The organism is Candidatus Filomicrobium marinum (assembly GCF_000981545.1).
In the GTDB taxonomy this organism is placed as follows: domain Bacteria; phylum Pseudomonadota; class Alphaproteobacteria; order Rhizobiales; family Hyphomicrobiaceae; genus Filomicrobium; species Filomicrobium insigne.
The window spans coordinates 3,536,815-3,562,595 of the sequence record NZ_LN829119.1 but is presented as its reverse complement, the minus strand read 5'-3'; the positions used below and the strand labels follow the sequence as shown (position 1 = coordinate 3,562,595).

29 protein-coding genes are annotated in these 25,781 nt (G+C 55.6%); 4 read left to right on the top strand and 25 right to left on the bottom strand.

All coding sequences use genetic code 11. From position 1 onward, the window contains the following. Nucleotides 1–74: 74 nt before the first annotated feature. The 22 genes from YBN1229_RS16620 to motA all read right to left on the bottom strand — a co-directional run bounded on the left by YBN1229_RS16620 (nt 75) and on the right by motA (nt 18,982). Nucleotides 75–644 carry a lytic transglycosylase domain-containing protein gene (locus YBN1229_RS16620; protein WP_076605350.1) on the bottom strand — a complete coding sequence of 190 codons (570 nt, stop codon included), beginning with the start codon at nt 642–644 and terminating at the stop codon, nt 75–77. Continuing rightward, on the bottom strand, nt 595–2,178 hold the full coding sequence (locus YBN1229_RS16615; protein WP_046479327.1) for a flagellar hook-length control protein FliK: 1,584 nt from the start codon (nt 2,176–2,178) through the stop codon (nt 595–597). The genes YBN1229_RS16620 and YBN1229_RS16615 overlap by 50 nt, the downstream gene beginning before the upstream one ends. Further along, nucleotides 2,178–3,383 (bottom strand): hypothetical protein, encoded by a 1,206-nt coding sequence (locus tag YBN1229_RS16610; protein WP_046479326.1) that lies wholly within the window; start codon nt 3,381–3,383, stop codon nt 2,178–2,180. The genes YBN1229_RS16615 and YBN1229_RS16610 overlap by 1 nt, the downstream gene beginning before the upstream one ends. Beyond that, the gene (locus YBN1229_RS16605; RefSeq protein ID WP_046479325.1) at nt 3,383–4,603 is read right to left on the bottom strand and encodes a MotB family protein; all 1,221 of its coding nucleotides are present in this window, start codon (nt 4,601–4,603) and stop codon (nt 3,383–3,385) included. The genes YBN1229_RS16610 and YBN1229_RS16605 overlap by 1 nt, the downstream gene beginning before the upstream one ends. Next, nucleotides 4,600–5,244, bottom strand: coding sequence for a hypothetical protein (locus tag YBN1229_RS16600; protein ID WP_046479324.1), 645 nt, complete (start codon nt 5,242–5,244; stop codon nt 4,600–4,602). Before YBN1229_RS16600 ends, YBN1229_RS16605 begins: the two co-directional genes overlap by 4 nt. Nucleotides 5,245–5,246: 2 nt before the next feature. Beyond that, nucleotides 5,247–6,875 (bottom strand): flagellar basal-body MS-ring/collar protein FliF, encoded by a 1,629-nt coding sequence (fliF, locus tag YBN1229_RS16595; RefSeq protein WP_046479323.1) that lies wholly within the window; start codon nt 6,873–6,875, stop codon nt 5,247–5,249. A gap of 126 nt (nt 6,876–7,001) precedes the next feature. Further along, a complete protein-coding gene (locus YBN1229_RS16590; RefSeq protein WP_170832446.1) occupies nt 7,002–8,003 on the bottom strand; it encodes a flagellin in 1,002 nt (333 codons plus the stop codon). 272 nt (nt 8,004–8,275) lie between these two features. Beyond that, entirely contained in the window at nt 8,276–9,238 is a 963-nt protein-coding gene (locus YBN1229_RS16585) for a flagellin (RefSeq protein ID WP_046479321.1), read from the bottom strand. Nucleotides 9,239–9,409: 171 nt separating this feature from the next. Beyond that, the gene (gene fliP, locus YBN1229_RS16580; protein ID WP_046479320.1) at nt 9,410–10,159 is read right to left on the bottom strand and encodes a flagellar type III secretion system pore protein FliP; all 750 of its coding nucleotides are present in this window, start codon (nt 10,157–10,159) and stop codon (nt 9,410–9,412) included. Then, entirely contained in the window at nt 10,156–10,710 is a 555-nt protein-coding gene (locus YBN1229_RS16575) for a flagellar basal body-associated FliL family protein (RefSeq protein ID WP_052744033.1), read from the bottom strand. The genes fliP and YBN1229_RS16575 overlap by 4 nt, the downstream gene beginning before the upstream one ends. Before the next feature lie 48 nt (nt 10,711–10,758). Continuing rightward, the gene (gene flgH, locus YBN1229_RS16570; protein WP_052744032.1) at nt 10,759–11,487 is read right to left on the bottom strand and encodes a flagellar basal body L-ring protein FlgH; all 729 of its coding nucleotides are present in this window, start codon (nt 11,485–11,487) and stop codon (nt 10,759–10,761) included. After that, entirely contained in the window at nt 11,484–12,086 is a 603-nt protein-coding gene (locus YBN1229_RS16565) for a MotE family protein (RefSeq protein ID WP_052744031.1), read from the bottom strand. The genes flgH and YBN1229_RS16565 overlap by 4 nt, the downstream gene beginning before the upstream one ends. Continuing rightward, nucleotides 12,064–13,164 (bottom strand): flagellar basal body P-ring protein FlgI, encoded by a 1,101-nt coding sequence (locus tag YBN1229_RS16560; RefSeq protein ID WP_244465081.1) that lies wholly within the window; start codon nt 13,162–13,164, stop codon nt 12,064–12,066. The genes YBN1229_RS16565 and YBN1229_RS16560 overlap by 23 nt, the downstream gene beginning before the upstream one ends. A gap of 35 nt (nt 13,165–13,199) precedes the next feature. Then, nucleotides 13,200–13,676 (bottom strand): flagellar basal body P-ring formation chaperone FlgA, encoded by a 477-nt coding sequence (gene flgA, locus YBN1229_RS16555; RefSeq protein WP_052744030.1) that lies wholly within the window; start codon nt 13,674–13,676, stop codon nt 13,200–13,202. Nucleotides 13,677–13,694: 18 nt separating this feature from the next. Beyond that, entirely contained in the window at nt 13,695–14,483 is a 789-nt protein-coding gene (flgG, locus tag YBN1229_RS16550; RefSeq protein WP_046479318.1) for a flagellar basal-body rod protein FlgG, read from the bottom strand. A gap of 12 nt (nt 14,484–14,495) precedes the next feature. Beyond that, nucleotides 14,496–14,858 carry a flagellar hook-basal body complex protein FliE gene (locus YBN1229_RS16545; protein WP_046479317.1) on the bottom strand — a complete coding sequence of 121 codons (363 nt, stop codon included), beginning with the start codon at nt 14,856–14,858 and terminating at the stop codon, nt 14,496–14,498. After that, on the bottom strand, nt 14,858–15,274 hold the full coding sequence (gene flgC, locus YBN1229_RS16540; protein ID WP_046479316.1) for a flagellar basal body rod protein FlgC: 417 nt from the start codon (nt 15,272–15,274) through the stop codon (nt 14,858–14,860). Before flgC ends, YBN1229_RS16545 begins: the two co-directional genes overlap by 1 nt. A gap of 6 nt (nt 15,275–15,280) precedes the next feature. Continuing rightward, nucleotides 15,281–15,661: a flagellar basal body protein gene (locus YBN1229_RS16535; protein ID WP_046479315.1), complete on the bottom strand. Its 381-nt coding sequence runs from the start codon at nt 15,659–15,661 to the stop codon at nt 15,281–15,283. Nucleotides 15,662–15,890: 229 nt separating this feature from the next. Beyond that, complete coding sequence (locus YBN1229_RS16530) at nt 15,891–16,346, bottom strand: hypothetical protein (protein WP_152025029.1); 456 nt, start codon at nt 16,344–16,346, stop codon at nt 15,891–15,893. Nucleotides 16,347–16,378: 32 nt separating this feature from the next. Next, nucleotides 16,379–17,437 carry an EscU/YscU/HrcU family type III secretion system export apparatus switch protein gene (locus tag YBN1229_RS16525; protein WP_046480722.1) on the bottom strand — a complete coding sequence of 353 codons (1,059 nt, stop codon included), beginning with the start codon at nt 17,435–17,437 and terminating at the stop codon, nt 16,379–16,381. Between the two features lie 173 nt (nt 17,438–17,610). Next, nucleotides 17,611–18,015, bottom strand: coding sequence for a flagellar motor switch protein FliN (fliN, locus tag YBN1229_RS16520; protein WP_082101185.1), 405 nt, complete (start codon nt 18,013–18,015; stop codon nt 17,611–17,613). Between the two features lie 88 nt (nt 18,016–18,103). After that, nucleotides 18,104–18,982: a flagellar motor stator protein MotA gene (motA, locus tag YBN1229_RS16515; protein ID WP_046479314.1), complete on the bottom strand. Its 879-nt coding sequence runs from the start codon at nt 18,980–18,982 to the stop codon at nt 18,104–18,106. A 320-nt stretch (nt 18,983–19,302) separates the two neighbouring features. On the opposite strand from motA, the gene YBN1229_RS16510 reads away from it, so the two are divergent. Genes YBN1229_RS16510 through fliI form a run of 3 tightly spaced genes read left to right on the top strand, consistent with a single transcriptional unit; the run spans nt 19,303 to nt 22,902 of the window. Continuing rightward, nucleotides 19,303–20,733, top strand: coding sequence for a DUF1217 domain-containing protein (locus YBN1229_RS16510; RefSeq protein ID WP_046479313.1), 1,431 nt, complete (start codon nt 19,303–19,305; stop codon nt 20,731–20,733). Between the two features lie 3 nt (nt 20,734–20,736). After that, a complete protein-coding gene (gene flgF, locus YBN1229_RS16505; RefSeq protein WP_046479312.1) occupies nt 20,737–21,462 on the top strand; it encodes a flagellar basal-body rod protein FlgF in 726 nt (241 codons plus the stop codon). A 54-nt stretch (nt 21,463–21,516) separates the two neighbouring features. Further along, nucleotides 21,517–22,902 carry a flagellar protein export ATPase FliI gene (gene fliI, locus YBN1229_RS16500; RefSeq protein WP_046480720.1) on the top strand — a complete coding sequence of 462 codons (1,386 nt, stop codon included), beginning with the start codon at nt 21,517–21,519 and terminating at the stop codon, nt 22,900–22,902. A gap of 46 nt (nt 22,903–22,948) precedes the next feature. Here the strand turns inward: fliI and YBN1229_RS16495 are convergent, their stop codons facing one another. Beyond that, complete coding sequence (locus YBN1229_RS16495; RefSeq protein WP_052744027.1) at nt 22,949–23,698, bottom strand: GntR family transcriptional regulator; 750 nt, start codon at nt 23,696–23,698, stop codon at nt 22,949–22,951. Nucleotides 23,699–24,297: 599 nt separating this feature from the next. Here YBN1229_RS16495 and YBN1229_RS16490 point away from each other — a divergent pair. Continuing rightward, nucleotides 24,298–24,807, top strand: coding sequence for a hypothetical protein (locus YBN1229_RS16490; RefSeq protein ID WP_046479311.1), 510 nt, complete (start codon nt 24,298–24,300; stop codon nt 24,805–24,807). Nucleotides 24,808–24,838: 31 nt separating this feature from the next. On the opposite strand, the gene YBN1229_RS16485 is transcribed toward YBN1229_RS16490, so the two are convergent. Next, entirely contained in the window at nt 24,839–25,192 is a 354-nt protein-coding gene (locus YBN1229_RS16485; protein WP_046479310.1) for a hypothetical protein, read from the bottom strand. A gap of 115 nt (nt 25,193–25,307) precedes the next feature. Next, nucleotides 25,308–25,772 (bottom strand): hypothetical protein, encoded by a 465-nt coding sequence (locus tag YBN1229_RS16480; RefSeq protein ID WP_046479309.1) that lies wholly within the window; start codon nt 25,770–25,772, stop codon nt 25,308–25,310. Nucleotides 25,773–25,781: the final 9 nt, after the last annotated feature.

Below are 25,781 nucleotides of genomic sequence, written 5' to 3'. Positions count from 1 at the left end.
TTGTAATCAACGCCAATAGCAGATTCGCTCACAATGGAGCACATGAAACCCCGGGCGCATAAGCATTTACAAAACTACCTGCCGCAGAAATGCCGCGCCGCTTTCGTCCACTCCGCAAACCCTGTCGCAACCATGTTATCGATCACGCGACACACATAACGCTTCTGAGCTGCATCATTATTAGGCCCCGCATGATAGCGGGCGACAGCCATGACCCAACTGCCTTCACGGGCGTGCAATTCCTTGAGGAACAAGGCCGCGTAAGCGACATTCCGTGCCGGATCGAGCATGTCATCCAGTGAGCGGAACTTATCTGCGTGCCAGTAGTGATTAATCTGCATGCATCCGATATCGATCAGCTTGATACCGCGCGCGCGTGATTCCTGAACACGGGCCGCAGCCTGTCGCCGTGTTAAATCGTAGACGGCATCGCCGTCGATATTGAGCGCATATGGACGCAACCCATCACCGCGGCCGGTCTCAGTTAGTCCGACGGCATAAAGGATCCCGAGGGGGATATTGTGCAACTTTGCCGCACGCGCCATTTCCCGCTCACAGACATTCGCGGTCTCCGCACTTAGCGTCCCGGCCAAACTAAACGAAAACGCCACCGCGAGAGCGAGACTGAGAATTGTCCTGGTCATGTGTCCCCTCGCCACCGTGTTGCGAACTCGGGTTTTGCCCTCCAGCCGCCGGCCGCCGCTCGCCCTGCTCGCCGAAGGATTGCCCCGTCAAACCGGACGAGGTCGCTGAATTGCCCGCCTCACCTTGAGCATGAGTTGGATCAGCGCCCGTGGTCGCTGTCGTCGTCATCTGAGAATGTACGCGGTGGTCACCCTCAACGACGCGCACCACAACTTCGTCGACGACATAGCCGGACGACCGCAGATAATGGGTAAGTTGGTCCGTATTTTTCGCAATTGTTGCAGCCGCCTCTGATCTGCCAAACCCAAGTTCGACGTTTAGGACGTCATTGCGGAGCGACATACGGACCACGACACTGCCCAAATCACGTGGCTCGAGCTTAATTTCCAGAACCTTCAGCACGGGATCGGATTGCTTTACGTGCACCTGAACGGTACTCCGGGTCTCACTCAAGGGGCGAGCGTGCTCGAGTTCCTGTAAAATTCTTGTCCCGATCTGCCCACTAACGTCACCGGAGGCCGGCCTTGCCACGCTTTGAGCAATCTGTTCGGCCCGCACATCGGTTTGCGTTAACGTAGAACTTCGGCCAGCTTTATCGGATCGCACTTCAGCTTGCATCCGCGACACGTCGCGAGCTGATTTACCAAGATCTTTTTGGGCACCACGCCCGTCAGCGCGTCGTGCAAGATCGTAAGCTTCTAGTTCGCTGTCCGGCTTAACGGGTGAGAAATGCGTTTCCGCCAGAGATACATTTATCTTTGCGGGAACATCCATCGGTCCGCGCTGCGCGGCAACATCACGCTTCCCGGTCTCTCGGCCCTGCGACAGAACTGCGGTGAGCTGAGCCACCGCAGGCTGAACCGCTCCCGGCAGAATCGGCCCGGCGGGATTTCGGGAAGCTGCCTGATTCGCTTGAACCGCTACATCATTTGCCACACGGTTTGCTTGTCTCGAAGTCTCGATCGCACTGGCGTCGCGAGCTTGCCTTGCGCCCTGCAAATCATCGGCAGGCAACCCTGACATTAGGTTCTTACCAATGCCGTCGCCTCTACCCTCCGCCGTCTTCGCAGAGCCAACTCCTAAGCTGGCATCGCCTGCGCCCCCCCCTGTTGGAGCCGCCCCAACCAAGTGAGACGACACATCGGGCACCGGCTCCTGGGCCGCCTTGGTCGTCCGATCAGCCTGAGATGCGTCTTCAGATTCTAAATCAGCTTCCCGCAAAGAGCCCGTGGAGGTTCCATCCTCAGTCGCGTCGGCGCGCGCGCCATCCTCGTCAGTGGGCTCCGAACCCTGCGGCCACCGCACTGAAAGTCCACGCACGCGGGATCCCGACGTGGCCGTCTCGGCATTAGTCTCCGCATCGCCATCGCGAGATTTATTTCCCTTGGCAAGGATTTGTTCGAACCCCTCGCCCTGGTCGTTCGCAATATCCGCATGCCCTTTGCCGCCGCCGGCCTCCGACCGCCCCTTGGCGCCACCGACAGCACTTGCACCATGTCCAGCATCACCGAGAAACAAAGTCGCGTCCGCCATCAATCGATCTCCTGCAAAACAGTATCGACAGCGGCCAGCGTATCGCGTGCACGAAGGACAGACTGACTGGTTTGATTGGCCGCAAACGACTCTAGCGCTTTATCATCCACACGCTGTTGAAGAGCGAGAGGAGGAGCCTTTGGAGTTTCCGGCCACTGCCGGACAGCCGTCGCCACGTTGAATGCCGCGTCCACGATTTCAACATCCGCGCGCTCAAGCCGTGACTTTTCCACGCTCATCAAGCGAGACAGCCCTTCGTCCATATCGTCTGAAACAATCATGACGGCTGCGCCATAGAGCTTGGCTCGATTTCCATCGACGGTATCGAGTTGGCTAAGCTGAGACGCTCGCTCCGACGCAAATCGGACCATGTCGGCATAACCCTCAGCAACGCCCGACTGCGCCAGCATGAGATAAAGGTCGCGCGCGACTTCTGGACTGCTAACGGCAATGGAACGCTCTAGCTGAGCAAACTGCTCCGGAGTTTTAACGAAGCGTTTTACCGCGACGACAGCTGCGACCTCGGGAGCAAGCCCTTGCGCATAAACTGACGCTCCGAAGCGCCGGTAGTATCTGGCCAGCAGATAGGAAAATTTGTCGAAATCGCCGGCCCGCGCAACGATTGGAATTTCGCGACGCAGCGCCGCTTCTTCCACGATGGTACCCGGAGACAGCAAACGAGCATCGTCTAGATTCTTGATCGCATTCTCACGGTCGCTGCCGTCCAGCAACACCCCCTTAACCAGCGCGACATGGCCGGCAAGGCTCGTCTCAAGGCTCCTTGGCTTGATCTCTTTGAATGCCTCGCGCGCCTCTCGCCGTTTCCCTTCGGCATAAAGCACAGAGGCCTCCGCCACGCGTCCTATCTCGCCCCGCGCAGCAAACTTATCCAGAATAGGCCGTACTGCTCTTGGATCACCGCCCCCCAGAATAAAGCTGATGACAGCGCGCACATTCCGAATGTCCTCCCATTCCTCGGAGGGCATTCCTTTTATAACCTCGGCAATATGATCAAGCAGTTTGCGTTGTGATGCATGAGCCCGCAAATCGCCATGCACGACCTGGTTCTGCAAAACAACCAGCGAACGCACCAGTTCGTACACTTGCAACCGGCCGGCAGCCTCTTGCGCGGCCGCACCAAAAATGAGACACGCCCAGCTCATCGCCAGGGCGCCTCCGAGCAGCATGGATCTGACCCGCGTCATCAATTCGGAGCCTCCTGCCGCAAGTAAATCTCGATTCGACGATTCTCCGATGCCAGCGGATCATCCGCGACTTTCAACTGGCGATCCGCATACCCCTCGATCCGTTCGACCCGTGCCTCATCAAGACCCGTCCGCGTAAGAAGATGGAAAGCGATGTGCGCCCTCGCCATCGAAAGGCGCCAGTTGTCGTTGGTCCCCGATCGGAAAGGCCGCCCATCTGTATGGCCTCGAACGACCAAGCTGCCTTTACGCTCATTCAGAATACCCGCAACCTTTTCCATCAGCGAAACCATCTCAACGGCTGGTTCCGCTGACGCAATCGGGAACATTCCGAAGTTGGAGTTGTCTGTAAGGCTGATCAAAACACCATGATCATCGCTCGTAACTTCGATCGTGGGTCCCTTCACGCCGGATGCAGGATCCGTATCGATCTCGCCAGTCTTCTCATCGGAAACATGGCGACCGAGTGCTGCCGCAAGCTCGTCACGCACGCGGCTCGCTTCTTGAGTCGTCGTTGCCAACTCTGCGTTGTCCGATGCCGCCTTTTCTGCCTGAGCGCCGGCCCCCTCATTCAAAATTGCTATGCGATCGGAGGCCTTCATCGTGTTGCCCCCATCCGCAACGGAATCACCGCCAACCCCAACGGCATCCGAGGGGCGTGCCGGTGGTCGCTGGCTGCGGAACGCCGGGTCAAACGGATCGCGAAACGCCTGCCCGTCGGCCATGGCAGTTCCGTGATCATCCGTAGTTTGTGGTCCGCGATCTGCCCGTGGCTCTGTTTTCGTCTCATCCCCAGAGGAAGCCCGCTGCGCCAATCGCTCGAGAATGTCGTAGGGGTCCTGGAACAGATCCTGCCCCGTCGGCGCCTGCTGGACCTTGAGTTCTCCAGCCCCGCCCGAAGCACTGATCTTCTGCGAGCCATTCATGTTCTTGGAATTCGGATCCCGGTCTACGGGTTTATCGGCATTCGAAAGCCCCTTGGCCTGAGGCTCATCCTCGGCAAGTTGCATTGGATTAAAGTAATTCGAGATACCTTCGCGCGTGAGCTGATCCGAGGAAGCTATGAGCCACATAACCAAGAAGAAGGCCATCATCGCGGTCATGAAGTCGGCGTATGCGATCTTCCAGACACCACCATGGTGTCCTTCACCATGGTCATCAGCACGCCGTCTTATAACGACAATCTGGGCCGCAGCCGTATCTTCCTTACCTAAGCTCATCCTATCGCCTCGCGAAGCCGTTCAACCCATTTGCTGACGCGCGACTCGATGACGACCTGATCAATCTCGACCCTCAGCTCCAAGACGTCACTTTCCTGGACACTGGCATGTAGACCGTTCTCACCAAGCGCCATACGCATGGCTTCGACCATGGCGCCGGGACCGGAAATTTTCATATGAGCCTCCGGCGCTTCAGCAAGGAGTCGCCGCACGAGATCTCGAATTTCACGAACGGACTGTTCCGCCAGCTGCGTTTCAATCAACGGAAGCAGCAGCCGAGCAACTTGCTCGCCAATAGCCGTTTCGCACCGTTGAATCTCTTCCTTGATAAGATGCACGCTTTGATCTGCGCTGCGCTCCGCCCATTGCGCCCGCTCAGCGGCAAGTTGCGCTTCGAATGCCTCTGTCTTCTCCTTCAGAAGCGCTTCGTATTTATTCGCTACGCTGGCTTGTGCCTCCGAAAAACCGCGGCTGTATCCGGCGGCCTCTACAAACTCCAGTGTCTCTGTCTTGCTTTCAACGGCCTCGGAAGCACGAACAGCGAAGAGGTTATCGAACTCGATAACCTCCCCGTCGTCGGTTCCCGGCTCAAAGCCACCGTCCAACTCTTCTAAGAAGTTTACCGCGTGTCGTGCTGCCATTGTTACGAGCCGTCATGCATCCACTGTTTAAGAACGGCTGCCGCCTGCGTCTCATCCATATCGATGATCCGCTGCAACCGCGCTTGCGGAGAGTTCTCATTACGCCGCTGGTAATCTTCAACTATGGCTGAATCCGCTGAGGTCAGAGCCTCAAGCTCATCAGCGGCTTCCAGGCTGCCAATTCCTGCCGCGGCACCAACGAGATTGCCGCCTTCCAGCGCATTAGCCTCAGCGACTTCGCGCATCGCCGTCGCCATCGGCCGTACGCCGTACCAGATAAGTAGCCAAGCAATCACAACGGCTGCCGCACCATTGATCAGCGTGCCCAGATTGCGCATGATGTGTTCGACAACGCCGACATCAGGCATAGGCGACAATGCAGCCGTTTGCCCTTGGAAGTCGACCGCGCTGACGGTCACGACATCACCACGGCTCGCATCAATACCCGTCGCAGCGCTAACAAGTCGCTCGATTTCATCGAGTTTCGGTTGAAGCGTTGCCGGAGTTGCCACCTGTCCGTCATCGAGCAATTGCTCTCGATTGACGACGACAGCAACCGTCAACTTGTCGATGCGATAACCTTCGCTGACTGTCGAAATCGTCTTGGAGCTGATCTCAAAGTTCGTAACTTCTTCGCGGCGCTCATCCTTGCTCGCTGAGCGATCGGCGCCTGAAGCCGTCGGCTCCTCTTCGGGAATATTCTGTTCGACGCCAACCGCGCCATTCGCTGTTTTATTCTCGGTACTTTCAGCTCGCCTGATAACGTGTGTCGACCTCTCGACGCGCCGGTCAGGATCGTAAGTGGTCTCGCGTGTCTGCCGCTTATCGGTATTTAGGTTGGCGGCGACGCTCACATGAAAATTGCCGACTCCCAGATACGGAGCCAGCGTCATACTCACGTTTTGCTGCAATCGTTCCGAAACAGTCTGCTCAAGACCGAGCATCTTTCCAGGCGCTTGTGAGTTGGGATCGCCCGCGGCTGCCAGAACCGCACCATTGGTATTCAAAATGCTGACATTATCGATGTTCAGCTCTGGCACAGCTGCTGCCACGAGATGTCGTATCGCCGCGGCACCTGGAAATTCGCCCGGCATGTCGGTGCGAATAACAACCGACGCGGAGGCCGGACGGGACTGACGGCGGAACGAACCCGCATCCGCCATCACAATGTGGACACGGGCTGCCTTAACACCCTTCATCGTCTGAATAGTGCGCGCCATCTCCCCTTCGAGAGCGCGAACGCGTGTCACCTCCTGCATAAAGGAGGTGAGCCCCATTGACCCCAACTGATCGAACAGTTCATACCCGCCGCTGGATGCGGTTGGGAGACCCTGCTCGGCAAGCAGCATCCTCGCACGGCTGGCTTCTCCATAGCCAACCATCACGGTTCCGCCCTGCTCATTGACGTCGAACGGAATATTGAGATCGCTAAGCGCCCCGCCGATGCGGGCAACATCCTGCTGCGTTAATCCCGTATAGAGAGTTTCTTTTGGCGGACGGCTCAGATAGTAGGCCGACCCTATCACCAAGGCGACGACGAGAATGCCGACAACAGACATCATCGCCAGGCGCTTAGTCCCAAGACCCGCCAGGTTTTGACCCAATTGCATCAGTTGATCGCGCGCAAACATTCAAGTCCCTAGAAATTCTCTGATTTCCCACCGGGAGGATCGGACGTTAAGCTTGCGCGAGAATGATGCCAAAACGGCCACGCAGTCTTCTGCGTGACCGTTTCAATTAGTGTGACTTTAGAGACTCTATTGGCGGAACAGAGCCAGAATATTTTCGCTGTTCGAGTTGGCAATGGAGAGTGCCTGGATGCCAAGCTGTTGCTGAACCTGCAACGCCTGGATACGCGTCGATTCTTCATTCATGTCAGCGTCAACGAGCGTCGAGACACCGCGGTCAATCGCATCGCCGAGACTGGCGATGAAATCCTGCTGCAAATTGATCCGGCTCTTGGCCGCGCCGAGATTCGTTGCAGCATCCGTCATGTCCTGGATGGCCTTGTCGACAGCGGTCAGGAATTCGTCGATCTGCGCTTCTGTGGCCGCTGAAATATCCATTTCACTCGTTCCGTCGACGCTTACGAGCGTAAGCGTACCGGCGGCATCAATCTCACCTGTCGCAGCCAAACGCGCCGACCCCAAAATTCCAAGCTCGTCGGCCGTCGCAGTCCCCGAACCAATCGCACCGCCAGCGCCGTCCGTATTGAAATTAAACAGATAAGTCGTCGAAATATCGATCGAGATCGTCCCCACGGCAACCGTATCGCCAGTGCGCGAGAAGGAAGCAACGATTTCCTCCGTAGCCGTATAGGAATAGGTGCCGCCCCCGGATTGACCGTTATCAACGGCAAGCCAGTTTTCACCTGTGAAAGACGTCGAAATCGCGATCGAGCGAAGCTGATCCTGGAGCTGGTCGATTTCGGTCTGGATCTTGTCGCGGTCAGCCCCCGGCTGACGGGCCAGCACAAGCTTCTGTTGAATATCGGTCATAACGTCGATGGCTTTGTCCATCGCCGTATAGGCCGTATCGACTGTAGCTGCGCCAAGGCCAAGCGCGTCAGTAACCGCCGACAACGATTTGTTGTCGGAGCGCATGGTGGTAGCCATGGACCAGTAGGCGGCATTGTCGGACGCTTGGCCCACGCGATAGCCCGTCGAAATACGCGACTGCGTCTTAATCATATCCTTGTTGGTCTGATTAAGAGACTGCAGCGCGGTCATCGCCGCAAAGTTGGTATTGATGCTGTTCATGATCATGCCCCTCGGTCGCAAGAATGGGATTGGCGTTTGGGACATTCCGGGGTCAGACCGGAGCAGTGGAGCGGCATCATGCCTTCGGCTCGATCAAGCCGATCCACTTACCTACAATGACGGGCCTACACCGCGTACAACACACCAGCTCAAACGGCCGGCAGAAACCCTTACGCCAGGAACATTGCGAACGAAGCTTATGTGAACATTACGCAAAACGGGCGCGCCCGTTACCGAGCGCGCCCGTCGAAATCAGAGTGACTAATTTACAATTAGCGGAACAGCGACAGGATGTTCTGGCTGTTCTGGTTGGCCAGCGACAAAGCCTGGATGCCAAGCTGCTGCTGAACCTGCAGAGCCTGCATACGCGTGGACTCTTCGTTCATGTCAGCATCGACAAGCGTCGAGATACCACGATCGATGGCGTCGCTCAGGTTCGAGACGAACTCAGACTGCAGATCGATACGGCTCTTGGCTGCACCGAGGTTCGTTGCAGCATCCGTCATCTCCTGGATAGCCTGATTGACGGCCTCGATGAACTCGTCAATGTTTGTCTCCGTGATCGCAGCACCTGAGATATCCATCTCACCCGCACCGGTTGTGCTGGCGATAACGATCGTGCCCGCAACGCCAATCGCACCCGTCGCAGCAACGCGATTCGAAGCGAGGATGCCACGTGCGTCGGCGGTTGCAGCTCCGTTCTGGTTGAACAGGAAGGTCGATGAAACGTCGATAGAGATCGTGCCGACCGAGACGGTGTTGCCACTCCGCGAGAAGGAAGCAACGACTTCCTCGCTTGCCGTGTAGCCGGAGCCTGCGGTGGTGTCGACGTTCAGCCAGTTCTCACCCGTGAACGAAGCCGAGGTCGAGATCGACCGGAGCTGGTTCTGCAGCTCATCGATTTCCGTCTGGATCTTCGCGCGATCAGCACCTGGCTGACGGGCAAGAACCAGCTTCTTCTGCAGGTCCGTCATGACGTCGATGGATTTTTCCATGGCGACATAAGCGACGTCGACCGTCGCTGCACCAAGACCCAGCGCGTCAGACACGGCCGACAGCGACTTGTTGTCGGAGCGCATGGTGGTGGCCATGGACCAGTACGCAGCGTTATCCGACGCTTCGCCAACGCGATAGCCAGTCGAGATGCGCGACTGCGTCTCGATCATGTTCTTGTTGGTCTGATTGAGGGATTGCAGAGCGGTCATCGCCGCGAAGTTCGTATTGATGCTATTCATAAAGAGGGTGCCCCTTGTCGCTTGGACAATTTCGATCAATGGGACATTCCAGCCTGAAGCTGGCGGTGGCGAGAAACGGCGTCATACCTTCGGGGAAATCTGTTCCCCGATCTGCCATCCCTCCACACCTAAGCCAATTTAGTTACTGAGAGATTAAACGCCGCTCCAGAATCACCCGAACGAACGTATGAGCCCGCCAACCAGAAGGTTCCAACCGTCAATTAGAACAAAAAATAAGATCTTGAAGGGGAGGGAAATAATTGTCGGCGGCAACATCATCATGCCCATAGACATCGTCAGCGTCGCAACAATCATGTCGATTACGAGAAATGGCAGGATAATCAGAAAGCCAATCTCAAACCCTCTTCTGAGTTCAGAGATCATGAAAGCTGGGATCAGAACCCGCATTTCCACTTCTTGCCCGGGTTGCATATTGCCCCCCTCTGCGTCAGCAAGATTTGCGAAGAGTTGTACGTCTTTCTCACGGACGTGGGCCAGCATGAATTCTTTGAAAGGTGCCGTAATCTCCGTGTAGGCTTGCTCTTCCGTGATCTTATTCTCGATCAGCGGTCGCAACCCATTCTGCCAAGCTTTGTCGAAAGTCGGCGCCATGACGTAAAAGGTCATAAAGAGCGCCAAGCTGATAAGAATGAGATTCGCAGGCGTCGTCTGCAAACCGAGCCCAGCTCGCAAAAATGACAACGCGATGATGAAGCGCGTGAAACACGTCACCATGATAAGGAGGCCCGGCGCCACCGAGAGAACGGTGAGCAAGGCCAGCATTTGTACAATGCGTCCAGAGACACTGGCGTCGCCTTGAGGGATGAGCTCGCGCAGATCTGGAATCTGCGCATTGGCACTTCCCGACCCAAAATAGATCAAAGCCGCGGCAATGATCAGAAGAGTCGCAAAGCGCCTCATTCTACGATTAGCCCCTTGACCAAAATCTCACTGACTTGGCCATCGCTGCGCGTCCGAACAATGTCATTCAGGTCATCGCGCAGGAACTGCAATCCGCTCGCGTCTTCAAGTTGCGCCAATTTCACCGTTCGCAAAAATTGCATGACATCCTGCGAAACCTGCAAAATCAGAACATCGCGCTTTTGCGGGCCTGGCTTGATCAACAAAGCCGCTTCAAGACGCATCCAAACATTTTTGGGTTCGGCCAGATTGGCAAAAATCGGCTCCAGCGCGACAAGCTTGGGGCCCTTTTGATCTTGGCTGCCGTCATCCGAGTCAGAAGAGCCAACTTTGCCCCCATGACCATCCTTTGCTTCCGTCGACGAGGAATCCACTGCTTCTACGGAGCCACCGTCACCAAACGACGTAAACGCGGTCGCACCGCCGAGCTGCATGCCAAAAAACGTACCGGCACCACCACCAAGAAGCGTCAGCATGACAAGCGCGAGGATAAATCCCAGCGCTGAGGCCTCTCCGCCGGAAGCCTTATCAGAATTTTTCGCCTTAGCCATGCTAGCGCCTGCCCGCGCAAGTGAGAAATTCTCGGTATACGATGGGGCTCAGAACGGACTGACGTTGTCGATCAGTTGCTGTCCCCAAGCCGGTTGCTGCACCTCGGTTAGACGACCGCGCCCTCCATAAGAAATCCGCGCCTCAGCGATCCTCTCGTATGATACGATGTTGTCAGCTCCGATATCACGCGGATGGACGATCCCCGTGACGCTCAGAACCCTAACTTCGAAGTTGACACGCACTTCCTGCGATCCGGCAATAATCAAATTACCGTTCGGCAGCAGATCCGTAACGATGGCCGCAACTAATAGATCGATTCGCTCCGAGCGATCGATCTCTCCCTTGCCTTTATGTGTTGATTTCGCGCCAATGGCCGTTCCGACCTCGCCTGACGCGGTTCCTGTGTAACCCGGGGTAGCAGCGCTATAGTCAAAGCCCGCGTTGAGGTCGTTCGTTGCATCGCGAGAACGCTCTGAATCGTTTTCTATCGTCGCTCGGTCTTTGATGGAGATCTTCACCGTGACGACGTCGCCGATGTTCATGGCGCGCTGATCGCGAAACATATCTGCGCTCTCGTCCTGCCAGAACGAATTGCCATGGTAGGATGTGCGGATGGGCTTTGCGCTGACGGGAATGTCGATGGCCGGCTGAATAACCCCTGCTCCAACTGGAGTAAGATGCGGCTCACGCCACATATCGCGCGGATTAACCGCGCATCCAGCACATTGCAGAGCGCAGAATAAGATTAGAATGCGCGCGCGTAGGGTGGTTATCACGACTCTCCGCCCTTGTTCCGCTTCGCAGCACGTCCGGCACCGGCAATGGTCGCAGTCATCCGCGCTGCCTTCTCCGCTTCCATTTCCGACAACACGGCACCGGCAATTTTCGGAGGCAACTTCATCACAATGGCAGCTGCAGTCACTTCATTCATTTCAGCGAGCTGTAGCGCAGCCGCATCCGCGCGCATTTTGGTATAGATCTCGACAAGCCCATCATTGGCCATATCGAGAAACTTTTCACGCTTCTCGACCCAGTCCTTGAGTTCAGCACTTTTTTCCTCAATGGCCGCGATACGCTTATCAAGCTCCTTCTCCATGTCGGAAATCGTCTTGGCCTGCCAGGCAAAGCGCGCATCCTGAGCCGCGTCCCCGATATTGGCGCAATACCGCTCGGCCATCGTCCGCCCGGTCACGGTATCAGCAGGTCGCGCGACCTGCTCCGCATCAGCCTGAGCCGGGAAAGCAGCCAATCCGGCAACAAGCAGCCCCAAAGCGACAAACTGAGACACTCGGGTGCCACCCGTCATTGCAGTTGCATGGGGTCCATCCACTGCAATGGCCGCCAGCGAAAATTTATTGAACGATAAGTTCAGCATGCAGCGCCCCCGCGGATTTCATAGCTTGAATAATGGCAATAATCCCTGGGGGCTTAAGCCCCATCCGGTTCAATCCGTTGACCAAAGTGTGCAGATCGCTGCCGTTTACGATCGAGAAATTGCCGGGCTCCTCAATGACATCCACTTCCGTGTCCGATTCAACAACGGTCCGGCCATCGGAGAACGGTAGCGGTTGGGAGATAACCGGCGTCTCCGTAACCCGGACGGTGATACTTCCGTGCGTCACAGCCACGGTAGAAATGCGCACCTCACTACCGATCACAATCGTACCGGTTCGCTCATCGATAACGACACGCGCAGGCGAGTCCGGCTGAACCCACAATTCACCAATCATGGCGGTGAACATCGCTAATGGGACATTCGGTGGGCGAAATACACGCACCATGCGCAGATCTTCCGCGAGAGCCATACGTACTCCCATTTTTCCGAAGCGCTCGCTCCCAAATTCATTGATGGCCTCCGCTACGCGCACGGCCGTGGTGAAGTCGGGGTTTCTAAGCTCCAGGCGAAGCTCCTCCTGATCTACAAATCGTCCGGGCCCTTCGCGCTCTACGATCGCGCCGTTGGCGATGCGGCCAGTTGTCGGCACGCCCCTTGTAACCGACTCATTCTGCCCCCGAGAATCAAAGCCGGCGACAGCGAGCGAACCCTGCGCAACGGCATAGATCTGGTTGTCAGCACCATAAAGTGGCGTACGGATCAACGAACCACCGGCAAGCGACGTCGCATCGCCTAACGACGAAACCGTGACGTCGATGCGCGAACCATGTCCGGAGAAGGCGGGAAGATCCGCCGTAACAATGACAGCCGCAACGTTCTTCGTTCGGGCGTCACCGTTACGGATATTTACGCCCATACGCTCCATCATCGCAGCGATCGATTGCTGCGTGAACGGCGAGTTGCGCAAGCTGTCACCCGATCCCATAAGACCGATGACCAATCCGTAGCCTACAAGTTGGTTCGACCGTACGCCCTGTATGGAAACGATATCCTTGACGCGAACCCCATGGCTCCCGCTATGCACAACAGCGCCATCAGCAATGGCGCTTGCAGTCATCAGGACGAACAATACGGCAGCCAACAGGCAACGCATTAGTTTGCTCCTAGCACAACGCTGCCGTCAGCGCGGATCTGCCCGCGAACGATCGACCCACTGTCGACATTTCTGAGCGCTATGATGTCGCCGACGGCACCCGGCTCCAGGGCCTTGGCAAATCCAGAGATCGTCAGAGATCCGGATTGGAAGACGATGCTTGCAGTCTGTCCACGCTGAATGAGCTCAGGCTCACGCAATGAACTCTTAACGATAGGACGCCCCGGCAATAGGGTGCGACGCGCCACCATCCCGACCAACTGGTCGACCGACTGCACGTAAGGAATAACGACGCCCTTCCGAAAACGGAATTTGCGCCGCTCAAGCGACGCATTTGTAATGACATCACCCGGGTAGAGGGTTTTGCGAGGTACGGGATAAACTCCGTCATCGCCGCCGGCGGCCGAAGACGGCCCCACCGGAAGCGCGAGCATGAATGAAGCCAATAAAATGGCCGCAAGCAAAAACCTGCCCATTGGCCAACCCTTTCAAGTTCAGCGTATACCCTTGGCCACCGTCGCCAACATTTCGTCAGCAGCCTGAATCACCTTGGAATTCATTTCATAAGAACGCTGCGCGGAAATAAGCTCCGTAATCTCTTTCACCGGATCGACGTTGGAGCTTTCCAAGTAACCCTGCCGCACAGTGGCGAACCCGTCATCCCCTGGCATCCCGACCACCGGCGCGCCAGACGCCGGAGTCTCGCGATACAGGTTGCCGCCCAGCGGTTCCAACCCGACTTCGTTGACGAAGTTCGCAAGCGTCAGCTGTCCCAGCTCTTGCAGATCATCCTGGCCATCGATCTTCGCATACACTGTGCCGTCGGCGTTCACGATGATATCGCTGGTATTCTCCGGAACGGTCATCTCCGGCTGCACCAGGTAGCCGTCGATCGTCACGATCTGCCCATCACCGTTTTTATTGAAGGCGCCGGCGCGCGTATAGAGGATCTCGTTGTCCGGCCCATTGATCTGGAACCAGCCATGTCCGTTCAGTGCAAGGTCGAGACGATTGTTCGTATGGGCCAGAGCGCCCTGCATATGCAGATTTCGGATCGCTGCGGTACGTACGCCAAGGCCAACCTGCGCGCCCTCCGGCACAATATTTTCACCGCCACGCGCTGGAGCACCGGCAGCCCGCTCAGCCTGATAGAGAAGGTCGGTAAACTCGGCGCGGGCCCGCTTGAAGCCCGTAGTGTTGATATTGGCGATATTGTTGGCGATAACTTCGACATTGAGCTGCTGGGCCCCCATGCCGGTCGCTGCAATCGCAAGAGCTCTCATAGGTGCGGTTCCTTAGATGGACATGCGGCTGATTTCGAGATAGGCGGACACGACCTTGTCACGGATCGCGATCCCGCCCTGCAATGTCTGCTCCGCAGCCATCACCGCCTCGACGACTTCTTGCACTGACGCTTCGCCCTTCACGCCCTTCAACGACGTCGCTTCGGCCGTCTTCAGAGTGTCAACCGCATCGGTCATGAGCTTATCGAGCACTGCCGTAAAATCCTGTTCGGCGCCCGTTGCGACAACAGCGCTCCCAGCCTTAGCCAGCGCGCTCGCATTGACACCGGAAGTTCCTGAAGGACTCGCGATCGTCGCAGCTTCGCTGCCCGATACGGCAGATACAGGAGCTGTCGGCGTAATAGCTTCAAACATTAGTTGCTCCTCAACAGATCAAGCGTTGTGGCAATCATCGAATTGGCCTGCTTCATGACCTGGAGGTTGGCTTCATACGTGCGGTTGGCCTCCCGCAGATCCGCCATCTCAACCAGGACATTGACGTTGGGATACTTCACGTAGCCGTTCTCGTCGGCAGCCGGATGGCCAGGCTCATGGACTAGGCGGTACGGCGCGTCATCGCGCGTTACCTTATCGACCTGAACGACGTCGACGCCCGCTGATCGGTCGAGATGGCTCGTAAAGTTGATCAACTTGCGCTGATAAGGGTCGGCCCCTGCCGTGTTCCCCGTTGACTGCGTGTTCGCCAAGTTCTGCGAGACAACGCGCAAACGCGACGACTGGGCCGTGAGGCCCGACGACGCGATCTTCAGAGTTGCGGCCAGTGCGTCCACTTGGAATTACCCTCTCGTCGTCGACAAAAGCATGCGATGGAATGACTTCATGACGGTGTTCGCGAGCCGGTGGTCACGAGAAGCTTCACCCGCTTTCAGCAGCTCCCCTTCCAGGCTGACACTGTTGCCGGAGTGAAGCACCATGCTGTCCGTCTTCTTGGTGCCCTCCGTATCGGCCACATTGCCCATGCCGATTTTGACATGGCCCTGCTGCGTCATCGTCTGCTCGAGATTCGCGCGATTTAGCACCGCCTCAAACGGAATCACGTCCTTCGACTTAAACCCCGGCGTGTTGGCGTTCGCGACATTACCAGCAACAAGCGACTGCCTAAGTGAAAGCCATTCACTGCGCTGAGAGATAAGCTCGAATAGATGTACAGGCCCCATAGCCCCCTCGTCCCTATCAACCTCCTTTTCGTCTAACGGATCAAACTTGTCCGAGGCTTGATGGGAGCGTGCTTGAGAAACAAAAGAATATATAAATCAAGTCTATTCGATGCGCCTCAGGCACACTTAGATTACATTTGCAGCGCCTGAAACGCAGAAGTTCAGCTCTTTAAGAAGAGCTCAAAAAAATAAATGCGGCATCAGGAAAAGAAAGGAAGCTCAATAAATGCTAGTTGAATATGCTGCGATGCGCGACAGGCTGCAGCTTCGCAAAGGCCAAAGCTGATCGCAGCTTATCTTCGACCTCTTCGTAAATGCTACTTCCGCCTTTATCATACACATTCATGTAATCAATGCCGAGACCCGCCTTATCGGCCTCCAATATCATATGAAAATAAACCGAGACATCATGATTGTGAAACTCCATTCCGAGCTTCACAATGGGCGGAACTCCCCAATCCAAAACGACATCGGATGTTGAACCCAATCGAATCGTTCCGCGCCGAAAAAACAGTTCTGTCGAGGAATCGACGATGCTCTCTAAATTACCCATATGGCCGTTGCGAATGTAGGCAATGAAATCCGAGACTTCGACGAGACGCAATTCGCTCGCGACCTCCGCAAGGCTTTCACCAAGAATACGCTCGTATTCGCATTTAATGGATATACTTTGCCGAAACATCATGAGCGCCCTTGCACAAACGTCGATGAAGCTGATCAACGCTTCATCAGATGAAGCACGATTTCAGCCACCGCCTTATAGAACGCTGGCGGAATAAGCTGATCTACCTGGACACTATCGTACAGCGCCCTTGCCAGAGCCTTGTCTTCAACCACAGGTATTTCATTTAATTCTGCGACCTCGCGAATTTTCAGCGCAACAAGATCTGCGCCTTTCGCCACCACAAGAGGCGCAGGCCCCTCTTCGCGCACATAGCGCAAAGCAACCGCGTAGTGAGTCGGGTTGGCAATGACGAGCGTCGCCTTCGGGACCGCAGCAATCATGCGACGGCGCGAGCGGTCACGCGCAAGAGACCGCAAGCGCGACCGAACAATCGGATCACCTTCCGACTGTTTCATTTCGTCTTTAACTTCCTGACGGGTCATCTTCAGTTCAGTGTGCCAGAAATGGCGTGACCAGAACAAATCCGCGGCCGCCAGCACCGCCATGGCGAGCATCGCCCCACCAAAAAGCCAAAGTGACGCCGATAGTAAGACAGCAGGCAAACCGCGAGGGTCTGACAGCATCGTCTGCACGACCTGGCTCTGCATCGACAGCAGAAGAAGACTGCCTCCGATACTGATTCCCAAGAGCTTTAGTGTTGCTTTCAGGAACTCCACGCGGCCCTGCGGGCCAAAAATCCGTGTGAAGCCCTTCAAGATAGAGAGACGGGAGGGGTCTGGCTTGATCCGCTTCGGAACAAGTCTTGGCACGCTCTGCACGCAGGATGCCGCCAGCCCGAAACTGACGAGTATCAAGGCTGCGGGAATAAGAAGCCCCGCCACATTAATCCCAATAAATTGAAACAATCGGGTTGCATCCGCCGCATTCTCAAGCCTCCACCCTCCGGGATCATCAATGAAGTTCTTGAGGCCGGCTGTCATGGACGCAGCGCCATCGTTCAGTACGAAGGCCGCCACAACGACCACACCAGTAAGAGAAGCAAGGGTGCCGAACTCTCTCGAGTTCGGAACATTTCCCTCGTCAAGAGCATCCCTGATTTTCTTCGGGGTCGGCTGCTCGGTTTTACTCTCTTTGTCTGGCTTTTCGACCAAATCAGAAACCCAGCTTAGATTCAGTTGGAGACAAGAGCGGCTCACACTCGTGACGTGAGCATCAAGCGAACAACACCCTCGGCAACTAGCTCATACAGCGAGCTGCGCACGCACGAGAAAAATCCCGCCAAGAAAAACTGCGGGCCTCAAAGGCATAAAAATATCGCAACAAATTACTTGGAGACGTCGACAGCATCCCACCCAACAACTTCTGTCAAAGACACCCCAAAACGCGATTCTTTATCATCGATCAAGACCACTTCGCCACGCGCCACAACTCGGTCGTTGACCATTATATCGACCGCCTCGCCGACCTTGCGATCGAGCGGAATGATAGAACCACGCCCCAGCTTGACCAAATTGGATATCGGCATTTTCGTAGAGCCGAGCACGATCCTCACCGATACCGGAATGCGCATAACGACATCGAGATTACGCCCGGCCGTCAAAGGGTTTTCCTGTGCCTTCGCCCCCGCCACGCCCTGAAACGAGCGCGCGATCTCTTCACCGGTTTCAACCAACTCGGTGGCAAATTCCTCGATCGTAGCTTCAGTCTCAGAAGCGGTCTCGTTGGTCATCTCATCCTCTCACTTTGGCCCGGCTGCGAAGGCCACGAATCGCGCAGCACCCGCGCCAACTCCATTAATCCACTAACCTCGATGACGGCTAGGCCGCTTCCGCGGTAACCGTCACACCCGCCGCCATCGTCTCCTGCTCGACTTCATCGATCGTAGGACGATCGCTAGACGAAATAGTTTTACGTCCATGTTCGATAGCCACCTGCGGAATGGCGCCATTCATAAACGCGAGCAAGGTCTGCTTGATAACAACATACAGTCGGAGTTTTTTATCACGCACGGTCTTCATCTGCGTCGCTATCGGAGAAACGATGGCATAAGAGAAGAAGATGCCGGCAAACGTACCAACGAGAGCCGCACCGATCAGGTGACCGAGAACTTCCGTTGACTGGTCCAAGGCTCCCATCGCCTTGATGACCCCCAACACGGCGGCGACGATTCCCAAGGCCGGCAACGCCTCCGACAGCGTAACAAGAGAATAATACGCTTTAAGTTTGTCGGCCCGCAGCGTCTGAATTTCTTCGTCCATCAACGCTTCAATTTCATGCGTCCGCGCATTTCCCATAATGATGAGGCGAAAATAATCGCAAATAAACGTCACGACTTCTGTATTAGCCAGGAGTTTGGGAAACGCTTGGAATATTCTCGACTCGCCAGGATTGTCGATATGTGCCTCGACTTCCGTGCGCGATTTGCTGCGCAGCTCGCGCATAAGCGAGAACAATACACTCAGAACGTCCAGATAATCGCGCTGCTTGGGTGATGCGTTGGCGAAGGCTTCCATGAGGCCCTTACCCGCATCTTTGATCGTTTTCATAGGGTTAGCGACGATGAACGTCCCCAACGCCGAACCGCAGATGATAACATATTCCCATGGCTGCCAGATGACCGCGACATGGCCTCCCATGGCCATGAAGCCACCTAGGATGCACCCTAGCGTAACGATCAAACCAATGACGATTGTCAACGACAGTGTCCCCCTTATGCAGCGCGAGAACTATGAGTAAATGTCGTTGCTTGCGCGAAGCTTTTTGCCGGATTTCCACCTAACGCTGCAAAGTGATTCGTTAATAAATTCCGAATGGACGGGTTTGAGACAAAGGTTTTACTGAAAATCAGTAAGCGTCCCATAATTCTTGCAGAGGGTAATTACCTTGCGGGGCAAGATTTCACTTCTTGGATCAACGCTCATCACGATCCGGTAGCCGCAACGGCATCAGGTCCAGGAAAGCGTGATCTGCCACCTCTAAGACTGATCGGCCTGGAAACGGGGTTAAGGATTTCGTGATGCTGACAACTATGGCGGAATATCAACGTCTGACACAGGACCTCGATAGGACCCTGAAAATGACGGCCTCAGATCCGGTCATAGCTCGTGAAACAGAATATTATCTGTCACGCATTTCCGAGATCTCCACCGTAGACGAATTCGTCGATGACACGCGCGTTTTCAACTATGCCATGAAGGCGTTCGGGCTCGAGGAAATGAGCTACGCCAAGGCTTTCATGCGCAAGGTCCTCACGGAGGGCATCGACAATCCGGACGCCTTCTCAAACAAGCTGGTCGACAAGCGCTATAGAGCCTTTGCCGAGGCCTTCAACTTCCAGAAGCTTGGCGCTGCTGCGACACAAATCGTCGCGCAGGAAACCACAACCGATTACTACACACGCCGGATGTTGGAAGAGGACTCGATGGAGTCCAACTATTATCTCGCCAGTATCCAATCCATCACGACCATCGATGAGTTTATCGGCAATACCCGCGTCTACAGCTACGCCATGAAAGCTTTCGGCCTCGAAGATATGATCGAGGACGCAGATTTCATGCGCACGGTGCTTACCGAGGGTATCCACGACCCGAACGCGTTCGCAAACCAGCTCGCTGACTCGCGTTTCAGAAAGTTCGCCGCAGTTTTCAATTTCGAGAGCAACGGAGAGGCAACCACTTCGTTTTCGGCAACCCAACAGGGCACCGTCGACAAATACATGCTCACGATGGGCAGCAAACAGGAAGCCGATACGGACTACTATTTGTCCACGATTGCCGACATCAAGTCCATCGGCGAGTTCATGGAAAACACCGAGGTCTTCAACTACGCACTGAAAGCCTTCTTCCTCGAAGACTTCGCCGATGACACGGACTTTATCCGTAAGATTCTGGAAGATGGTCTCGACAGTGTTGGAGGTATCATCGAGCAACTTGAAGCCCTCGATCAAAAGAGCTTGGCGACTTTTGCCAATGCCTTCAACTTCAGAGAACGGGGCGAGGACGCCACCACATACTCGCTGACACAGCAAGGCACTGTCGACCGCTACATACGCGAGACGCTAGAGGTCAGCGCCGGGGAAGAAAACCAAGGCGTCCGGCTGGCGCTATACTTCGAACGCAAAGCGCCGTCGATTACCAGCGCCTATACCATTCTCGCGGATAAGGCCCTTACAAAATTCGTACAGGTCGCATTGGGAATTCCGGCCAGCGCATCCTCGCAGGATATCGACAAGCAAGCGGCCATGATCGAAAAGCGGCTCGATCTTGCCGACCTGCAGGATCCTGAAAAGCTCGACAAGCTAGTTCGGCGCTTCACCATGCTTTGGGAACTCGAAAACCCGACACAATCTGCGCCCGTACCAAACGTGCTGATCGGGCAGCCTCTTCAAGCCAGTTTCAGCTCTGATCTGCTCGCTAGTCTGCAAAATCTCAAACTCGGAGGATTCTAACCTATGGAGGCAGGGCTTTACGTAGCGTTGTCCGGCCAGCTCGCCTTGCAACGGCGGCTGGAAACACTTGCTCACAATGTGGCCAACTCTTCGACGCCCGGCTTTCGCGCTGAAGAAATCAAATTTGAAGCGCTGCTTTCAAAGGTCAGTACCGGTACGGACTTTGCCTCAACAGGAGATAACTACATCTCCCGTCGTCCCGGAGCGGTCGAACGCACGGACAACGCTCTGGATGTCGCAATTGACGGTAATGCCTGGATGGCATTCCAAGTACCGGGAGGCATGGCATATACGCGCGATGGTCGCCTCACAATGACCGAAGCCGGCGACCTGCAAACCGTATCAGGCTATCCCATTCTCGATGTAGGTGGCGCGCCCATTCAGCTGGATCCCGCAGGCGGCGCTCCCAAAATCGCACATGATGGAATGATAACGCAGAACGGCGTCCAGCTTGGTGCGATTGGCCTGTTCACGATCCCTCCAGACACCAAGCTCAATCGCTACGACAATAGCGGCGTCACCGTCGAGGGACCTGTTGAACCCGCGCTCGACTTTAATTCCGTTGGCGTTCGACAGGGTTATCTTGAACGCTCCAACGTGAATCCCGTCGTCGAGATTACGCAACTGATCGCCGTCTCCCGCGCCTTCGAGTCATTGCAAAACTCAGTAGATCAAACCGACGCGACCTTCCGGAAAGCCATCGACACCTTAGGCGAGCCAAGCCGATAGTCCGAATAAATGGTCTCAGAAGGCATTCAAACATCACAGACAGCTCCGATTGAAATGACGCACGACACCTCGCCGTCCAGCGCTCAACCGAACGTCCTGCAACGTCTTGCTGACGCACTGTCTGACACCATGGACAGCCAAGCTCCCTATCGGATCGGCGGCATCATCTCCGAAGTGATGCCGACTCATTTTCGCGTCGAAGGGATGTCACGCTTTCTGAAGATCGGCGACTGCGTTGAAATCGATGCGCCATATGGTGAGGAGATCGGCGAGATCGTGCGTGTCGACGCGCGATCAGCAAGCGTAAAATCTCTCCAGCAAAAAATTTCGACCCGAATAGGTGACGCTGCGTGGAAACGCGGGCCATTGACGATACGCCCGGCCCCCTCCTGGAAAGGTCGTGTTGTCGATGCCCTCGGATGTGCCATCGACAACGGTCCCACTCTGGAGCAAGGACCGCGCAGCATCCCATTGGACCGTGCGCCTCCCCGTCCACTCCACCGTCAACGCATTGATTCGCCGTTAAAAACCGGAATCCGTGTGATTGATCTGTTCACACCGCTCTGCGCCGGCCAACGCATCGGAATTTTCTCGGGCTCAGGTGTTGGAAAATCATCTCTTCTGACAATGCTCGCCCGATCTACGGAATTCGACACAGTCGTTGTCGCATTGGTCGGAGAACGTGGCCGCGAAGTGCGCGAATTCTTGGAAACAGCAGTCGCAAAAAACCGGCAGAATACCGTTGCCGTCGTCTCGACTAGCGACGAAAGCTCGATGAAACGGCGCCTAGCTCCCAAAACGGCAATGACTATCGCCGAATACTTTCGGGATGCCGGCGACAACGTACTTTTAATTGTAGATTCAATAACACGTTTCGCCCACGCTGCACGTGACGTCGGCCTGGCGTCAGGTGAACCTCCCATCGCACGCGGCTACACGCCAAGCGTCTTCTCCGAACTTCCCAATCTGCTCGAACGCGCTGGTGCAGGAGAAGAAGGCTCAGGCTCAATCACGGGCGTATTTTCCGTTCTCGTCGATGGGGACGACCACAACGATCCGATCGCAGACTCCATCCGCGGAACCATCGATGGCCACATCGTTCTCGAACGCTCCATCGCCCAGCAAGGGCGCTTTCCCGCCGTCGATGTACTGAGTTCAGTCTCTCGACTGGCCGACAAAGCCTGGACACCCGAACAACGTACGCTCATCCCCAAGCTCCGGGGCCTAATCGCGCGCTTTGAAGAAACGCGCGAAATTCGCGCTATCGCCGGACATCGCAAAGGCGAAGACGCGGAATTGGATCAAGCTGTCGAACTGGTACCCAGGGTGCTTGAAGCACTCCAGCAAACCCCCGATGATCAAGCGAGCTCAGACGCGTTCCAAGAACTGGCAAACGCGTTGACCCCCAAGCGTCCGGAAGCCCCCCCAAAAGCCAGATAAGTTCTCGTTTAGAAAAATCGCCGAAACGTCGGCATTGTGAGCACACTCAGCTCAACTCGATACGATACTCAGTCCTCATCGGCACAGCATAACGGACGCAAACGTCGATCGGGCCTCCATCAGCGTCGAATGAAACTCTCTTGGCCAGAAGTGCGGGTGTACCAATCGGTAGACCCAGCTTAACGGCCATGTCTTCCGGAAGTGCGACGGCGGTAAGCGCTTCTTTAAGCCGCGTTACGACCAATCCATTGTCATTGCGATAAGTGGTGACCCCTTCAGGTCGAACAGCCAGTTCGTCGGCAAGCCCAGGAACAAGCCGCTCCGGGACGACAATATTGTCGTGAATCACCAAAACGCCTTCCGACCTACGCACTGCCGCAATCTCAACGACACTTTCTTCCTCATCGAGAATGAGCAGCTTCGCCTCTTCTGTTGTCGCCCCGCGCGATGATACGCATTGAACCGCGATATCTTGTGGCATCACATGCTCCCCTTCATCAAAGAAAGGATTGAGCCGTTGAGCCGATGCGGCTTCTGGGTTGGTTACAAAAGTTCCCCGACCTTGGCGCCGACAGATCCAACCGATAGCTTCGACTTGTTCGAGCGCTTTGCGCATGGTCCCGACGCTAACGCCGTACTCACGTGCAAGCTCTCCTTCATTGGGAAGGGCTTGTCCCTCGACCCATCCACGCGAACGGATTCGCTCGCGTAAAAGATCGCCGATCTGCAAATAGAGTGGCCCCGCGTACGGTCGCGACGTAGCCGGCAACCGCGGATCGTCACGCCTGATCTTCATTCAGGTTCTCCTCAAAACAAATCGAGCCGAATCGTTCAGCGCCAGCAATAACTGACGTCGGCCTATTGCATCGATTTCAGCGTGTCATTCTACGCTCGGAGTAATCCCAAAGCGCCCCGCACGTCTCGCAGTGGAATGCCCCATACACTAAACTTTTCGTTGCATTCAACCCCATTCTCAGCCGTCCATCCCGCGTCACAAGGACCCGGAAATTCGTTCGGACGAACACTGAGGTTTCGCAAACACATCAAATATCTATTGAAATTCACGCATTCATCACAAGACCCGCTCATCTAATCATATATTTCCCGAAATACAACCATAGATTGCACATTGCACATCAAAGAACCGGTCCGTACACGTACGTATAGAGCGATGCATTCATAAATTTTGATGTATTTCCAATCGGCTGGCGTGCAGCATTCATTAACGATTTAGATACGAGAATAGTCGCAGGACGTGAATGATCGCCGCCAACGGCAACGAAGGGTAACAATCCTTCGCCAAAGTGTGGATGTCGATATGAAACCACCGCCCAGACCGCCGGTGCGCGGACCCGCGAACACGGTCAGGGCCGCAAACCGTTCTGAGCAGTTGTTATGAATCGGTCTCGCTTTGAACAAATGATTGATGCCGGATTGGCGCATCGCGAACCCACGCGATCACGCAACGACACAGATTTGTCGCGCGCATTCCGTCCGGCAACGAAACAAGCCAACAAGTCCGACTTCTTGCAGATGCGTCAGGAAAATGAACCCGGCGGTTCGCTCCATAAACCACACCTGTCGGCCCACGACCTCCGCAAAGCTTACCGCGACTGGCAAATGGTTTTTGCAGATTTTGACGAAGACCTGGAACCTCACGAAGCAGATACAGAGCCGGGCACACCCGAACAACAACAGCAAATTCCGGATCTTCCCGAACTTCTGAACCAGTTGGCGAACCACAAACAAATGACCCGTTCGCAACTGCAGACGTTACGTCGACAGCTCGCGCGCCACATTCATCCCGATATCGTCTCAGAAGACCACCGCCAATCTGCGACGGCCGAAATGGCAAAGCTCAACGCGCTGCTGGACGCCGCCCTACGAGCTCACGGCCGTCAATAATCTGACACACCCACCTGCAGTGAGGCGACTGTCAGCGCCGGAAACTCATGACCAAACAGCAGGGACATTTCCAATCCGTGCCAGGCGGGCGCTCCGGATGCAGAAAGTTTCCGGGCGGCTGAAACGCATGAAAAAGTTCGCATTCTTTTTCGAACGCCTCTTTGGGTGTCCCAAAGCAAAGATGCTTGAAGTATGGCTCAGCACCAATCTTGTTGCGTAGCTGGGCCCGCAGGTCGCTATCGGAGCGCCCCACGTGTTGAACAACAAAACGGCCGAGATGATCGACATGACCTATGGCGAAAGTGCCTGCCGTTTTGGCACCAATCGCAGAGTCGATCTCATCGACAGTAAGCCTAAAGGGTCCCTCTAGCCGAGTTTCCGTCATTTCTCTCCCCCGCGAGGTCTGACCGACTGATTCAAATAGGACGACAAGGTTATGCAGCCGTCACGCAGCAAAAAGACGTCGCTTTGAAAAGCTGGGCCATTCACAGCCCGACACCTCAACCCGCGCTTTGACAACGCACCTGCTCCTTCGAAACGAAATTTAGGCTTTCGACCATGACCTCAACGACAACCTCTTGCGCCACACGCTTGTTAACGTTCTGAGCAATGGTTTTTGTCAAAGCATCGAGGTCCCGTTTCGAGTTGCTCAAAAAGTCGAAATTACTGTTCGCGTAAATCGCTTTGAAGGCCTCATCGACAAATATCACCTTCGCCGGCACCGTCATTTTGGCAAGCAAATTGGCTGGCGACGTGAAGACAAACTGCGCGATTGCGTATCCCTCAATGACACCGGCCTTGATGATAGGCACGCTGATTGAAGCCGGTTTTACATAGTCCAGCCCCCCGAAATACGTCACCTCGGATGTCGTCGGCACAGGCTGTGCAGACCAGGAATGGGCAAAGTAGCTGGCCCCCAACGTGATGGCACAAACCCAGACCCCGGCAAGAAGCAACTTGATCATGTGCGCTCC